Source organism: Massilia sp. Dwa41.01b, from assembly GCF_014171775.1.
Taxonomy (GTDB): Bacteria; Pseudomonadota; Gammaproteobacteria; order Burkholderiales; family Burkholderiaceae_D; genus Telluria.
Map to the genome: position 1 here is coordinate 1546328 of NZ_CP050454.1, position 14971 is coordinate 1561298.

The 14971-nt window shown below is 67.2% G+C and carries 10 protein-coding genes and 2 pseudogenes; 4 read left to right on the forward strand and 8 right to left on the reverse strand.

What is annotated here, in order from left to right; genetic code table 11:
* Position 1: 1 nt before the first annotated feature.
* The 3 genes from G4G28_RS07040 to G4G28_RS07050 form a co-directional block, all read right to left on the reverse strand.
* Positions 2–1360 (reverse strand): DUF4178 domain-containing protein, encoded by a 1359-nt coding sequence (locus tag G4G28_RS07040; RefSeq protein WP_229507921.1) that lies wholly within the window; start codon positions 1358–1360, stop codon positions 2–4.
* 106 nt (positions 1361–1466) lie between these two features.
* Entirely contained in the window at positions 1467–2510 is a 1044-nt protein-coding gene (locus tag G4G28_RS07045) for an SPFH domain-containing protein (protein ID WP_183108181.1), read from the reverse strand.
* Positions 2511–2539: 29 nt separating this feature from the next.
* The gene (locus tag G4G28_RS07050) at positions 2540–2926 is read right to left on the reverse strand and encodes a DUF350 domain-containing protein (protein ID WP_229425509.1); all 387 of its coding nucleotides are present in this window, start codon (positions 2924–2926) and stop codon (positions 2540–2542) included.
* Between the two features lie 62 nt (positions 2927–2988).
* Between G4G28_RS07050 and G4G28_RS07055 the strand changes: the two genes are divergently transcribed.
* Positions 2989–4500, forward strand: a complete 1512-nt coding sequence (locus G4G28_RS07055; protein WP_182991415.1) for a polyamine aminopropyltransferase — start codon at positions 2989–2991, stop codon at positions 4498–4500.
* A pseudogene (locus tag G4G28_RS07060) lies at positions 4500–6144 on the forward strand (NAD(P)-binding protein). The gene G4G28_RS07055 and the pseudogene G4G28_RS07060 overlap by 1 nt, the downstream one beginning before the upstream one ends.
* A 196-nt stretch (positions 6145–6340) precedes the next feature.
* Here G4G28_RS07060 and G4G28_RS25360 read toward each other — a convergent pair.
* From G4G28_RS25360 to G4G28_RS07070, 3 genes are all read right to left on the reverse strand, one after another.
* On the reverse strand, positions 6341–7042 hold the full coding sequence (locus G4G28_RS25360) for an NAD-binding protein (RefSeq protein WP_229507922.1): 702 nt from the start codon (positions 7040–7042) through the stop codon (positions 6341–6343).
* On the reverse strand, positions 6985–8112 hold the full coding sequence (locus tag G4G28_RS25365) for a cation:proton antiporter (RefSeq protein WP_229507923.1): 1128 nt from the start codon (positions 8110–8112) through the stop codon (positions 6985–6987). The genes G4G28_RS25360 and G4G28_RS25365 overlap by 58 nt, the downstream gene beginning before the upstream one ends.
* A gap of 265 nt (positions 8113–8377) precedes the next feature.
* Entirely contained in the window at positions 8378–10696 is a 2319-nt protein-coding gene (locus tag G4G28_RS07070) for a family 1 glycosylhydrolase (RefSeq protein WP_183108182.1), read from the reverse strand.
* Positions 10697–11107: 411 nt separating this feature from the next.
* Here G4G28_RS07070 and trpS point away from each other — a divergent pair, with 411 nt between their 5' ends.
* Together trpS and G4G28_RS07080 are read left to right on the forward strand one after the other, a co-directional pair.
* Positions 11108–12121, forward strand: a complete 1014-nt coding sequence (gene trpS / locus G4G28_RS07075; RefSeq protein ID WP_182991416.1) for a tryptophan--tRNA ligase — start codon at positions 11108–11110, stop codon at positions 12119–12121.
* 523 nt (positions 12122–12644) lie between these two features.
* Positions 12645–13693, forward strand: a pseudogene (locus tag G4G28_RS07080) (serine endopeptidase).
* 139 nt (positions 13694–13832) lie between these two features.
* Here G4G28_RS07080 and G4G28_RS07085 read toward each other — a convergent pair.
* Complete coding sequence (locus G4G28_RS07085) at positions 13833–14132, reverse strand: DUF3597 domain-containing protein (RefSeq protein WP_229507924.1); 300 nt, start codon at positions 14130–14132, stop codon at positions 13833–13835.
* Positions 14133–14332: 200 nt separating this feature from the next.
* On the reverse strand, positions 14333–14935 hold the full coding sequence (locus tag G4G28_RS07090) for a hypothetical protein (RefSeq protein ID WP_229507925.1): 603 nt from the start codon (positions 14933–14935) through the stop codon (positions 14333–14335).
* Positions 14936–14971: the final 36 nt, after the last annotated feature.

A 14971-nucleotide genomic window follows, 5' to 3' on the forward strand; every position in this document is an offset into this window, starting at 1 on the left:
GTCAGTCGCTGCCTGGAGCAAGCATGGCCGGCAGCGCCAGCGCCAGGGCGCCGAGCAGCAGCAGGAAGAACACGCCGGAAAAATTGAAGAGCAGCGGGACGACGTTCAGCCCCAGCAGCCAAAGCAGGCAGCGGCCGACCTTGCCGAACATGTCGGGCGATGCGGAAGGCTGGGCCTGCGCCAGCTTGGGCGCACTCGTACCGAACCAGGCACGCAGCTGGTCGAGCGCCACCGGCGTCGAGCGCGTCCAGGTCAGTTCGTCCGTGTTCCATTCGGCGGCCAGGCGCGCCGTGCCGCGTTCGAATTCGCTTACGCGCACAGTGTCACCGCGCGCCACGCGCCAATCAAAGGCGCCCACCACATGCTCGACCCGTGCTTCGTAGTCGTAGAGTTTGCGGTAGGCGATGCCCTCGAGGCTGACCGAAAGGGACGCGGGTTCGGCCGGCACCGGCCATGCGTCGAGTACCTGGGCACGCGACCAGCCTTCGTTGGTCTCGACCAGCCAGAAAAACGCGCCGGTCGGGCTGAACATCAGGTACTCCGACCATTCGCTGCCTTCTTCGTCAACCCGCACCATGGCGCCGAGCACGCGGTAGCTCCCGTTGCCGATCTTCGCGACAGCGCCCAGCGGCAGCGACATGTTGCGGCGCTCGGCCCGTTCGCCCTGTTCCAGCACCTGTACCTGCGGCGTGGTCGCGTCCAGGCGTGCCGTGCACGACGGGCAGACGAGGTTGGTCGCCATGCCCGGCAGGTAGCCGATCGCGCTGCCGCAGGACGGGCAGAGCAGGGACTCGACGCGGCCGCGGTATTTGCCGGCGCTCGTCTTGATCTGTTCCTCGTCGCGCAGCAGCTGGGCTTTCAGCTCCGGCAGGGTGACCGCGTAGCCCTTGTAGAGCAGGGGCGCCTCGCCATCGGAGTAGTCGAGGGTCAGGAAGTCGCGCTCGCGGCGGAAGTCGGCCACGCGCGCCTGCCAGCCGGCGCCGACGCGAAACGGCAGCTCGCCCTGGCCGCCGATGCAGTCGGCCTCGCGCACGTCGGAGGCGGTGACGCGGGCGTCGCCGACCAGGTAGTTCTGGCCGGGGCGGAGCTCCGCGAATGCGGGCCAGCGTGTCCAGCCGTTCGGCTGCGGGATCGTCAGCATGAACTGGCCGGACGCATCGCCCAGCCAGCCGGCCTGCCCATCGTCGAACAGCAGATACCACTCGTTCCAGATGCCGGCCCGGTAGCGCAGCTGGATGCGGCCGACGACGGTAAAGGCGCGGCCCGCATGGCTGCCGGCGGTGCCGACCTGGATTGGCGAATAGTCTTCCAGCACCTCGGACATCTTGCCGAGGTCGCGTACCGCATCGGCGTCTTTCACGACGCTCGCGCGGCAATATTCGCACACCGCCATGACGGAGGCGTGCGAACGGAATTGGACCGGGGCGCCGCAGGAAGGGCAGGCTACGTTCTGCATCGAGGCCGGCTTAGCCGATCAGCTTTTTCAGGAGTTCGGCCTTGGTGCTGTCGTAGTCGGCGGCGGAAATCAAACCCTTGTCGAGCAGGCCCTTCAGCTTGGCCAGGCGCGTCTCGATGGAGTCATCGGCCGCGGCGGGAACCGCCGGCGCGCCGGGAGCTGCCGTGCCCGGCTGGGCAAAGGCGCCGCCAAGTCCCTGCGCCATCGCCTGGCCGACCGCCATGCCGGCACCGACGCCGGCGCCGATGCCGGCCAGCCCGCCCTCGTTCTGGGCCGCCAGCGGGATGCTGCTGGCCACCTGGAACTGGGTGAAGCCGGCCATTTTCGCGCCCGACAATCCGCCCTTCATGCCGGCCGAGATGCGCTCGTCCAGCGCGGCCTGCAGTTCTTCCGGCAGGCTGACGCTGGCGACGTTGAATTCGTCCAGGCCGATGCCGTAGCGCGCGAACGCGGTGGCAAGGTCGCTGCGTACCTGCTGCGCCATCAGGGCCTGGTTGGCCGCCATGTCCAGGAAGGCGACGTTGGCGCTGCCGAGCGACGAAGCCATCGTCGCCATCAGGATGCCGCGCAGCTGGTCCTCGACCTCGTCGCGCGTATAGGCCGCGCGGGTGCCGCTGATCTCGGTGAAAAAGGCGCGCGGATCGCTGATGCGGTAGGAGTACATGCCGAAGGCGCGCACCCGGATCATGTCGAAGTCCTTATCGCGGATCGTGATCGGCTGCGGCGTGCCCCACTTGCGGCCGGTCTGCAGGCGCGTGCTGAAGAAGTAGACGTCCGACTTGAACGGCGAATCGAACAGTTTGTCCCAGTTCTTCAGGTTGGTCAGCAGGGGCAGGGTGCGCGTGGTGAGCGTATGTGTGCCCGGGCCGAACACGTCGGCGATGCGGCCCTCGTCGACGAACACGGCCATCTGCGACTCGCGCACGTTGAGCACGGCGCCGTTCTGGATTTCGAAGTCCTGCATTGGGAAGCGCCAGGCCAGCACGCCGTCCGTGTCTTCGTTCCACTGCAGGACGTCGATAAACTGCTTCTTGATGAATGAACCGAGGGACATGATGGACTCCGTGTGGCGAATGGGGAAAATCAGGAGATGCTGCCGGCGTTGATCAGGCCGATGGACAGCGAAATGGCGCCCAGCAGGCCGCCGAAGGCACTGTTGCCGGACTCGATCTGGTCCTTCGACATGCGCAGGAGGCGCGTCGCGACCAGGAAGACCAGCAGCTGCACCAGCATGCCGACCGCGCCCCAGCCGAGGAACTGATAGTAGTTGCCGGTATAGGTCAGCGCCGAGGCGAGGGTGACGGAAAAGCCGAGCAGGGTACCGCCCAGCGACAGGGCTGCCGCGCAATTGCCTTCGCGGATGAGGTGCACCTCGTCATAGGGCGTGACCCGGGTGTACACCACAAAAAATGCCATGACCATCGCGATTGCCGTCGCGAGATGCAGCAGATAGTTTAGGATGGCGGGCACAAATTTCTCCAGAGAAGTGTCTTTCTGTCTAGGCAGAGCGATCTTAAGGCAAAACTTGTTTCATGACCAAAAGAATTCTAATACTGTCGGTTTTCGTTGTCGCCTCCTGCGGACTGGCCTATGAACTCATTGCCGGTGCCCTGTCGAGCTACTTGCTGGGCGACTCGGTCCTCCAGTTTTCGACCATCATCGGCTGCTATCTGTTCGCCATGGGCGTCGGTGCCCACTTTTCGAAGTATGTGAAGGACGAGGACGTACTGGCGCGCTTCATCGACATCGAACTGGCGGTCGGCCTGATCGGAGGCGTCTCGGCGGCCCTGCTGTTCATGGCCTTCACCTGGATGGCGGCGCCATTTCGCACGCTGCTCTACACGCTGGTGTTCCTGATCGGGATGTTCGTCGGGATGGAGGTGCCGCTGGTGATGCGCGCGCTCAACGAGCGGCGCACCGAATTCGCCGAACTGGTGAGCCGGGTGCTGACCTTCGATTACCTCGGCGCGCTGGCCGTGTCGCTGCTGTTCCCGCTGGTACTGGCGCCGCACCTGGGGCTGGTGCGCACCGGCTTCCTGTTCGGCATGCTCAATGTCGGCGTGGCGCTGTGGACGCTGTATGCCTTCCGTCTCGAACTGACAGGCCTCGGCGGACGGGTGCTGCGCGCCTGCGCCGTGCTGCTGGCGCTGGCGCTCGGGTTCACGCTGTCTGACCGCATGGTCGGCTGGGGCGAGCGCGGCCTGTTCGGCGACGACATCGTGTATTCCACCACCACGCCCTACCAGCGCCTGGTGATCACACGCTGGAAGGACGACCTGCGCCTCTACATCAACGGCAACCTGCAGTTCTCCTCGCGCGACGAATACCGCTACCACGAGGCGCTGGTCCATCCGGCGCTGCAGCAGCTGCCCTGGGCGCGGCGCGTGCTGATCCTCGGCGGCGGCGACGGACTGGCGCTACGCGAAGTGCTGCGCTACAGGCACATCGAATCGGTAACCCTGGTCGACCTCGATCCGGCCATGACGGGAGCGTTTACGACCCGCCCCGAGCTGGTGAAGCTGAACCGGGGTGCCTTCGCCGACCCGCGCGTGAAAGTGGTGAACACCGATGCCGCGGTCTGGCTGCAGGAAAGCCGCGACATGTTCGACGCCGTCATCGTCGACTTCCCCGACCCGTCGAGCTTCTCGCTCGGTAAACTGTATTCGGTCCCTTTCTACGGCATCCTGAAAAAACACATGGCCGCGAACGGCCTGGTGGTGGTGCAGTCGACCTCGCCGTATTTCGCGCCGAACGCCTACTGGACAGTGGACGCCACGCTGCGCGAAGTAGGCATGCGCACCTGGCCGTACCACCTGTACGTGCCCTCGTTCGGCGAATGGGGCTTCATCATGGCGTCGCCCCAGGCCGATTTCGCGCCGCCGTCGCAGTACACGCTGCCGATGCGCTACCTGAATGGGGAGACCACGCGCGAGATGTTCGCCTTCCCGCCCGACATGGCGCGGCGTGCGATGCCGCCCAACCGGCTCAACACCCAGTCGCTGGTGCACGAGTTCGAAAACGACTGGCGCCAGGTGATCCGCTGATGGACCGCCGCTCCTTCCTGGCAGGTGCCGGCGCAGGTCTTGCGGCCCTGGGCAGCGCGGCCGGCTTCAGCCACTTCCAGGAAATCACGCCGAACGTGCATTATCCGGGCCGTGCCGAAGGCCACTTCCTGCGCGACCTGCGCCACCTGCCGCCGCCGGCATCGCGCATCGACACCGACGTGCTGGTGCTGGGCTCCGGCGTGGTCGGCTTGACGGCAGCCTGGAAGCTGGGGAAGGGGGCGCGCGCGCGCTTGTCGTCGACGGCCCCCAGGCGTTCGGGAACGCGGCTGGCGCGCGCTACGGCGAGCTCGAAAGCCCGACGGGGGCGCACTACCTGCCGCTGCCCTCGATGGAGTCGACGCATGTGCGTGCCATCCTTTCCGATCTCGGCGTCATCGAGCGTGACCCGTATGGAGCGCGTCCGACCTATGACGAGCGGCGCCTGGTGCATGCTCCCGAGGAGCGGCTGCTGGTGAACGGGCGCTGGCAGGAGGGGCTGCTGCCGACCGTCGGCGTGGGCCCGGCGGAGCTGGCCGAGCAGCGCCGCTTCTTCGCCCACATGGCACGCCTGCGCGGCGAGCACGGGCTGGATGGTCGGCGCATGTTCGTGTTCCCGTCGGCGCTGTCGTCGAACGACCCCGCACATGCGGCGCTCGACCGCATCAGCTTTGCCGACTGGCTGACGCACGAAGGCTACCGTGCGCCCAGCCTGCGCTGGTACCTGGACTACTGCTGCCGCGACGATTACGGCGCCACGCTCGACCGCGTCTCGGCCTGGGCGGGCCTGCATTATTTCGCCGGCAGGAGCGGCCAGGCCGCGAACGCGCCGAGGATGCGGCCGTGCTGACCTGGCCCGGCGGACTGGCGCCGCTGGTGGCCGGCATGGCGGACAGCGCTGCGCGCGCAGGCGTCGCGCGGCGGCCGGGTACAGCGGTCTCCTTGCGGCGCGTTGGTGGCGGCGTCGAGGCGCTGTGCTTCCGCTTTGAAGCTGGCGTGCCGACCAGCTTCCTGGTGCGCGCGCCGGGGGCGATCTGCGCGATGCCGCTGTTCGTGGCGGCGCGCGTGGTCGAGGACATGGCGGCGCATGGGTTCGATGCGCGGCGCCACCTGCCGGAGTACGCGCCCTGGCTGGTGGCGAACTTCGTGCTGCGCGAGCCGCCGCGCGAGCGCGAGCAGGGTGGCGAGGCGGTTCCGCTCTCCTGGGACAACGTGGTGCAGGGTGCGCAGGGTGCGCAGGGCGCGCACGGGCTGGGCTATGTGGTCTCGACCCACCAGGATATCCGCGTCACGCCCGCCGAGCGCAGCGTGTACACGGCCTATGTGGCGCTGGCGGACCGCAGGCCCCAGGACGCACGCACATGGATGCAGTCGGCGTCGAAGGAAGAGTTGATCGCGCTGGCGGCGGCCGACCTGAAGGCGGCCTATGGCTGGACGCTGGCGCCTTGCGTGGAGCGGGTCGACATCACGCTGCGGGCGCATGCGATGGCCATTCCGGGGCCGGGATTTCGCAGCAATGCGGGGCTGGCGGCGCTGCGCGAGGCGGACGGGCCGATCCTGTTCGCGCATGCGGATCTGTCGGGGTTTTCGGTGTTCGAGGAGGCGTCGTGGTGGGGTTGGAGGGCGGCGGAGCGGGCCTTGGGGTGATGGCGGCTCGTTACCGCCGCGGGAACGCGGCGGTTCCATACCGCGTGGGCTCAAGAGCCCACCCTACGGTGTGCTGCTGCCCGTAGGGTGGGCACCGTCACCGAGGCCCCCAGTACCGTAGGGTGGGCACTCCGTGCCCACGCTGTCGTGCCCATGCATGCCACAGTGCGTCACCTTGCGGTCGCCATCGAACGGGCTACGGCCGATGCGTCCCCACCTCTCGCAGTCCCGCATCGTCCAGCTGCGCCGCAAACAGATCCCGCTCGCGGTCGACGATGCCATCGACCGTACGTTCGTCCAGCCCCATCGCCTCCAGCACGAAGGCCGACAGCTGCAGGCTCGCTTCCAGCGTTTCCGGCACGATCACCGTCGCACCGGCGCGGCGCAGCGAGCGTGCATGCTTCTCGTCGCGCGAGCGCACGAACAGGGGTACCTGGGCGAATTCGCGGCGGATGCCGCGTACCGCCTGCAGTGCCGACGCCGGATGGTCCATCGTCAGCACGATGGCGGGCGCCTCGTCGGCGTTCACGAGGCGCAGCAGTTCGGGCCGCGCGGCATTGCCGAAGTAGACCGGCGCGCCTTCGGCGTGCAGCTTCGACACCAGGCGCGCATCGTTTTCGAAGGCGACGTAGGCGATGCCACGGGCGTCGAGCAGCTTGGCCAGCTGCTGGCCGACGCGGTCGAAGCCGGCGATGATGATCTTGCCGCGCGCACCGGCATAGCCCTGCGCCTGTTCCTGCACTGCGCGCTCGCGGTGGGCACGATCGTCGCGCTCGCCGATGGTCCTGCCGATGCGCGCCAGCAGCGGCGTGATGAACATCGACAAGCCGACCGCGAGCATCACGCGTGCGCCCAGCGCCGGGTCGAGCAGCTTGCTGTTGATGGCGTAACCGAGCACGATAAAGGCGAATTCGCCGCCCGGGCCAGCAGCAGGCCGCCCTCGAGCGCGCGGCTCCAGGGCAGGCGGCCGGCGCGAAACAGCAGCGTGACCACCAGCGCCTTGATCGCCACCAGGCCAAGGACGGCGCCGGCCAGCCACAGCGGCGCCTCGTCCAGCTGGCGCGTGTCCATGCCCATCCCCACGGTCATGAAGAACAGGCCCATGAGCAGGCCTTTGAAAGGCTCGACCATCAGTTCGACTTCGTGGCGGAACTCGGTCTCGGCCAGCAGCAAGCCAGCCACCAGGGCACCGAGCGCCATCGACAGCCCGGCGGCGGCGGACAAGCCGGCAATGCCGAAGGTCGAAAGCAGGATCAGCGCCATGAAGACGTCCGGCTGGCGATGGCGGGCAAACGCCTTGAACAGCGGCGGAATGATGCGCCGCCCGACCAGGTAGATGAGGGCGATGGCGCCGCCTGCTTTGAGCATCGTCATCATGGCCAGGGCCGCCGCGCCGTCGCCGCTGCCGCGCGCCAGTACGCCGAGCAGCACCAGGATCGGCACCACGGCCAGGTCCTGCAGCATCAGCACGGCAAACGCCGCCTGGCCGAGCGGGCTGCCGGTGGTTTGCTGCTCGCTCATGAGGGCCATCACGACGGCGGTGGAAGAGAGCGACAGCACCACGCCGAGGATCGCGGCCGTCGCCGGCGCCTGCCCCAGCATCCAGGCGGCGCCGCCGATCAGCAGCGCGCTGGCCAGCACCTGGACGGTGCCGGCCCCGAATACCCAGGCGCGCATCGCCCACAGGCGCGCGGCCGAGAGCTCGAGGCCGATCATGAACATCAGGAACAGCACGCCCAGCTCCGCCAGCATGGCCACGCCCTGGCCGCTGGGGAAGGTCAGCCAGCCGAGCCAGGGGATCTCGTGGGTCAGCAGGCCCAGGCCATAGGGACCGACCAATGTACCTACTGCCAGGAAACCGAGCACCTGGTTGATGCGCAGGCGCTGCAGGGTCGGAATCAGGACGCCGGCCAGGATCAGGAACAGGAGGATTTCGCGCAGAAAGGGGAAGGCGTGTTGCTCTTGCACGGGGCTAAGCCTTGGCGGTTGGGGAAGGGCATTGGCATTTTATAACGGCCGGGAGGAGAGGAAGCGGCCGCCATCTGCAGGGTGGGCACCCCGCGTCCACGCGGATGGGCCGGTTCGCGGACGCGGCGATTGCGCCCTCATTCCCCGTATTGTGGACGATTGATCGCCCATGAGCGAAGCGGGATTGCGCGTGGGGTCATTGAGGCCAATGGCCTCAATGACGGCTTCACCACGGGGCGCCCACCCTACAGGACGCGCCGCTTACTCAAAAACTCCCCGCCACCGCCTCCGCCGGCGTCTCTTCCTGCTGGCGATGGCCGCTCGCCACCGGCTGGCGCGATTCGGCGGTCTTGACCAGTTCTTCGTACTCCGGATCGTCGACGCCGCGCAGTTCGATGAAGCGCTCCAGCGCGTTTTCCAACCTTGGCAGCAGGATCGCGCGTTCGCTGTGCAGCACGCTGTAGGCCGGGCGTGCCGCGGCCATGCCAATTTCGCTCGCTGTCTGCGCCACCAGCTTGGCGGCATCGATGCCGGCCTTCTCGGCGGCCATGCGCGCCAGTTCGTACCAGGTGACCGAGCCCACGTTGTTCAGGTGCCAGACCCCGCATTCGCGGTCGATCGCGAGGTCCAGGCAGGTGTGCACCAGGTCGGGCACGTAGGTCGGCGACACCGTCATGTCGTTCGCGGCCGCAAACCGCTCGCCGCGTTCGAGCGCATCGAGCGCCAGCTTGACGAAGTTGTGGCGGTCCCAGGGACCGAAGAAGGCGCTGGTGCGCACGACCAGGGCGCCGGGGTGGGCGGCCAGCACCGCCGTTTCCGACTCGGCCTTGCTGCGCCCATACACGTTCAGCGGCGTGACCGGATCGCTCTCGACATACGGGCTGCCCTTGCTGCCGTCGAAGACCAGGTCGCTGGAGAACGTGGTGAGGTGCACGCCATGGCGCGCGCAGGCCTCGGCCAGGGTGGCGGCGCCCACGGTGTTGTCGCGCATGCAGCGCTCGACCTCGCCCTCGGCGTCGTCCACGCGCACATAGCCCGAGGTGTTGATCACGGCCCAGGGTTTGTGGTGGGCCAGCGCGCGCTCGACCGAGGCGGGGTCGGCGATGTCCATCTCCATGCGCGAGAGCAGCTTGTAGTGCAGGCTGCGCTTCTGGCAGATGCGGGCAAAGGCCCGGCCCGGGGTGCCGGTAGCGCCCGTGATCAGGATGGGCGCGGCGCCCGTGCCGACCAGGCGGTGGCCGTCGGCCGAGATCGAGGTGATGGCGGCCGGCGTGGCGATCGGCGTGCACAGGAAGCGCCCCGGGCGTCGCCACCAGCCCTGGCCGCGCAGCACCGGATGCGAAGGCGTGCGGCCGCTGCCGAGTTCGCGCATCATGGCGGCCAGCGCCGTCGGGCGCGGCATCTTTGATCTCACATCAAAGGGGCCAGGTTCGTAGTAGCCGCGGTTCTGCGTGACGAGGCTATTCCAGTCGAAGGAGCCGAGCAGGGACCAGACAGTGACGGCGCGCACGTCCACGCCCACCTGGCGTGCCGTTTGCGCCGCTTCCCAGATTTCCAGCAGCCAGCGCAGCTGGTCTTCGCGGTTGGCGTCGATATGCGCTTCGGTGACGGCGATCGGCAGGCGGTAGCGCTCCCACACCTCGCCCAGCAGCGGGCCGATGCCGGGCGTCGGCGTGGCCAGCGCGCGCGAGGCTTCGATGTCGGCGCAAGGCACGCCGTCGGCGACGCCGCGGTGGTGCTGCGGATAGCGTTCCGGGCGATGGTCGAGCCAGCGCTCGCTGGTGACGTAGTAATTGACGCCGATGACATCGGGTGGGCAGGGGTTGTCGCGGAACCAGAGGAACTCGGCGGCGTCGATGCCGGTGCCCAGCAAATACTTCCACAGCTTGTGCTCCGGGCCCATCATGCCGCACAGGAGGTCCCAGGCCAGCCAGCGGCGCTCGTTGTAGAACTCGGCCACATGGGCCAGCTCGGGCGTGCTGTAGGTCTTGCCGAGGTCGTCGGTTTGCACCAGCTTGGCGTTCGGGTTGACCTTGCGGATGGCGCGCATGCACAGCACGACGGCGCGGCACTGCACCAGCAGGGCCTGGATGAAGCTCCTGTCGTCGCGCGCATGCGGATACCAGACGCCGTACAGGCCGGCGAAGCGGGCGGTGGTGCAGGGTTCGTTGACGGGCGTGTAGTACTCGAGCCAGGGATAGCGGGCGGCCACCGCGCCGGCATACTCGGCCAGGCGTTCGGGGAAGGCGGGGTCCATCAGGCTGGTGTCGCGCGGGCCGCTACCGTGGTGAATGAGTCCGGCGATCGGGGTGACGCCGGCGTCGCGCAGGGCGGGCAGGCGCTCGTCCGGCCAGCTCCAGTCGGCCTTGTCGAGTCCGTCCGGAGCGGTGCGTTCCCAGAGCACGGGATAGCGGATGGCGCGGATGCCGAGCGAGGCGAAGCGGCCGATGTCGCAGGCGCGCAGTGCGTGGCCATTGCGGTCGAGCTGGCTGAAGTATTCGTCGCGCACGCGGTTGACGGTGCATTCGAGACCGCCCCACAGTTCGAGTGGGCGGTGTTGGCTGTTCGGGCTCGTGTTATGCATGATTTCACCACTTATTAAAATTGTGACAACAAAAAGCTTTTAGACGGCCGCCAGGAAATGAAGTTCGGTCGGACGCTCGTCTGGATGCTGCGTGGACCTTGACGTCCGTTATGTCGGCCAGCCGCCGGGCAGGTTTATCCCAGGACGACGGCGATACCGGGCCTGAAGACCCCTCCGGACCGCTCCCCCCGTCGCGGCCGGTCGTTTGCGGTTGACAGCGCGCCGCCAACCTGCAACCATGCCATCCATGAAATTTCTGAACCCACAATTCTCGTTCTGCACCTGGTGGCGCCGCTGACAGCGCGCGGCCTCCACGAGAAGATGTGACTCAATGAACGCCGCCTCGATTCAGGTGGCGTTTTCGTTGGCGCGGCAGGATCGGGGCACTACCAGGAAACACAAGGAAACCCGATGAGCTCCACCACCCCTGCACCCGTCATCCTCACCGGCGATCGTCCAACCGGCCCGCTGCACCTCGGCCACTTCGTGGGCAGCCTGCGCAACCGCGTTGCCTACCAGGACCAGTACCGCCAGTTCATCATGCTGGCCGACGCCCAGGCGCTGACCGACAACATGGATGACACCGGCAAGGTACACCGTAACGTTGTCGAGGTGGCGCTCGATTATCTGGCTGTCGGCATCGATCCGACACGCTCGACGATCTTCATCCAGTCCCAGGTGCCGGAACTGGCCGAGTTGACATTCTATTATCTTAATCTGGTGACTGTCGCCCGTTTGGAACGCAACCCGACGGTCAAGACGGAAATCGCCCTGCGCAATTTCGAGCGCGACATCCCGGCCGGCTTCCTGACTTACCCGGTCAGCCAGGCCTCGGACATCAGCGCCTTCAAGGCGACCCTGGTGCCGGTGGGCGAAGACCAGATCCCGATGATCGAGCAGTGCAACGAGATCGTGCGCCGCTTCAACCGCCTGGCGAACAAGGACATCCTGGTCGAATGCAAGGCGCTGGTGCCGGAAATCGGCCGCCTGCCCGGCATCGACGGCAAGGCCAAGATGAGCAAGTCGCTCGGCAACACGATCAACCTGGGCGACAGCCCGGACGCGATCCGCGCCGCCGTCAAGCAGGTCTATACCGATCCGCTGCACCTGAAGGTGTCGGACCCCGGCCACCTGGAAGGCAATGTCGCCTTCCTCTACCTGGACGCCTTCGACACGGACAAGGATGCCCTGGCGGAGATGAAGGCGCACTACACCCGTGGCGGCCTGGGCGACAGCGTGGTCAAGAAGCGCCTGGATGTCGTGCTGCAAGAGATGCTGGCGCCGATCCGCGAACGCCGCGAGCACTTTGCCCAGGACAAGGGGCAGGTGCTGGAGATGCTCAGGGAAGGGACGATGAAGGCGCGCGAAGTGGCGGCCAACACGGTCGACGAAGTGCGCCGCGCCCTGGGGTTGTCGTACTTCTGATTGGTTTGCCCATGGCGGCAGGTGGCGTGGCTGTGCGCCTGCCGCTTGAACGCGTGGGCGGCGCAAGCGTTGGCCTTGACGCATCGTTCACGGTGGAGCCGACCCCCCTACCTTGCGCAAGGCCTGTGAGGCTGTTCGCCTGCTGGCTGAACGCGCGGGCGGCGCGGACACTATCCTGAAGCGCCATCCGCGCTGGAGCCGACCACCCTGCAATCGTACGCAGGGTGGTCGGCTCCACCCTGACATCTGCATCCACGCGGCGCGTGCGCCGCCCACGCGTTCAACCCACGTTCGAATGACTGCGGCTGTTCTCCAGCTGGTTGAACGCGAAGCGGCGCGGGCTTTATCTTCACGCCCCATGCACGGCGGGGCCGTCCACCCCAGGTCCTGGCGCGCTGTCTGGCGGTACCCACGGTATCGATATTCGCGTCTCACGCTTCCACACTCGCGTCATGTTTTGCGCCATGTCAAGCTCCCCTTTGCGGCATCGCCGATTATCGGGAATTTTGTGACAGGAGGAAATATGAGCAAGGGATTGCGGCTGACCGAGAAGTGGTTGAACCGGGCACTGTGGCTGGTGGCGCTGGCCTTCGCCGGCTTCCTGATCGGCCTGGGAGGCAAGCTGGTCGAGAACCTGGCCGACGTCGAGGAAGCGCCGACCGTCGAGCAGTTCATGGATCCGGCCCGGCTGGCAGCGCTGCGTGCCGAGCAGAAGGAAGCCGAAGAGAAGCAGGGCGCCGCACGCGAGCGGCGCGACCAGGCCGTCCAGAAGCACGAGGTGGCCCGCTCGAATACGCAGTCGGCGCGCGCCACCTTCGATAACTGGCTGGCCACCCGCAAGGTAACGGCGCGGCCCGAGCAGGACCCCGAACTCATCAGCCGGACGCACGCGCTCGACGCGCTGGAAGCGGAGGAACGCAAGGCGCTGGCGGCGGTCGAGGCCCGGGACCAGGCCCTGCTCGACGCCGGCCAGCAGGCCGAGCGCACCCGGGCGCGATGGAACGCACTCGAGCAACCGGCGCTGATCGCCCATTCCGAGGCGGTGCGTGCGCTCGAGCTGCGCGTGTTCGGCTACCGGCTGGCACTGACCCTGCCGCTGCTGCTGGCGGCCGGCTGGCTGTTCAAGCACAAACGCAAGGGCCCGTCCTGGCCTTTCGCCTGGGGTTTCATCTTCTTCGCCCTGTTCGCCTTCTTCTTCGAACTGGTGCCTTACCTGCCCAGCTACGGCGGCTATGTGCGCTATGTGGTGGGCATCGTCGTGACCGTCGTGGCCGGGCGCTATGCCATCGCCTCGCTGCAGCGCTACCTGGCACGCCAGAAGGAAAGCGAAGCGCTGCCCGACGTCGAACGCCGCCAGACCCTGCGCTACGACGTCGCCCTGGCGCGCCTCGGCAAGGGCGTATGTCCGGGCTGCGAGCGCGCCGTCGACCTGAAGGACGGCGCCACCGACTTCTGCCCGCACTGCGGGATCGGCCTGTTCAACCGCTGCGGCGGCTGCACCACGCGCAAGAATGCGTTCGGACGCTTCTGTTTTCCTGCGGTACCGCGGCCAATACCAGCCTGGCCGATTAGCGCGCTTGCCCGGGGCTGCCAGGCCTGCCGATCCCCACCGCGAGGTGCGGGGCGTGAGGGACGACGCTGCCCGCGTCACCGGGGCATCGCGGGCATCGTCGAAAAACAAGCCGGCGGGCGGCATGGCCGTCCTGGCGAATCAGTCCTGCAGGTCGGCCGGCACCTTGCCGCCGTTCTCGGCCAGCTTCTTCATCACCTGCTTGTGCAGCCAGATGTTCATCGTCGCCGAGTCGCTGGTGTCGCCGGTGTAGTGCAGTTCGGCGGCGAGTTCCTTGCGCGATTGCAGGCTGCTGTCGAGGTCGAGCAGCTTGAGCAGGTCGACGATCGAGGTACGCCAGTTCAGCTGCTGGCCCGATGCCTTCTGCTTGTTGGTCAGGATTTCTTCCACGTCCACCTGCTGGGCCAGCGTGGCGGCCGGTGCGGTGGCGGCGGGCGTCACCGGTTGGCTGGCCGGCCTGCTGGGCTTGCGCGGTGGCTGGCGGCACCGGGATGTTTTGCTGTCCGCCCGGTGCGGCCGCCGGCGCTGCGCCTGGGGCCTGGGTGGCGGCCGGCTTGTCGCGGCCCGGGAAGATCTTGTGGAAGATATTGCTGAGGATACCCATGTGTTTCTCCTTGTTGTTGTCGATGAAGTCGGTCTGATCAGCGGCGCATGCCCTGCGCCATGTGGCCGAGCGCAATCGCAAGCGCGGCGCCGCCCAGGGCTTTCACCACGTTTGGATGCTCGGCGTAGAAGTCGCCCATGCGTTCGACGACGCCCGGATTTTCCTGTTCCGCCTTCTCGGCGATTTGTTGCACTTGCTCAGGCGAGAGCTGCGATGCCTGCTCCGGCGTGATCGGGTCGGGTCGGGCGCCGCCGCCGAGCACATTCCCCAGAAGACCACCCAGACCGCCGCCGGCGGCGCCGCCAGCAAGCGAGCCGAGCAGGGAAGGACCGGCGGCCGCAAGCAGCTGGTTCAGCATGCCCGCACGCTGGTTCGGGTTGCTTTGGCCAAACATCTGCCCGACCATTTGCGGGAAGGGCGGCGTCTGGTCCGAACGCAGCGCCTGCGTGACCCCCTGCGCCACGTGCTCGCGCGGCACCTCCTGTGCCACGCGTTCGAAATCTTCGGTGGCACGGGTGTTGTCTGCGCCCGATGCGCCGTTCATGTATTGCTGCAACAGATTGCCCAAATCAAAAGCCATGATGTTCTCCTGCTTGGATGACAAGGTGAACGAGGAGGGTAGGACGCACGGTTCCCGCATTCGGTACGGTATCGAACGCATGCGGCAGAAAACCCC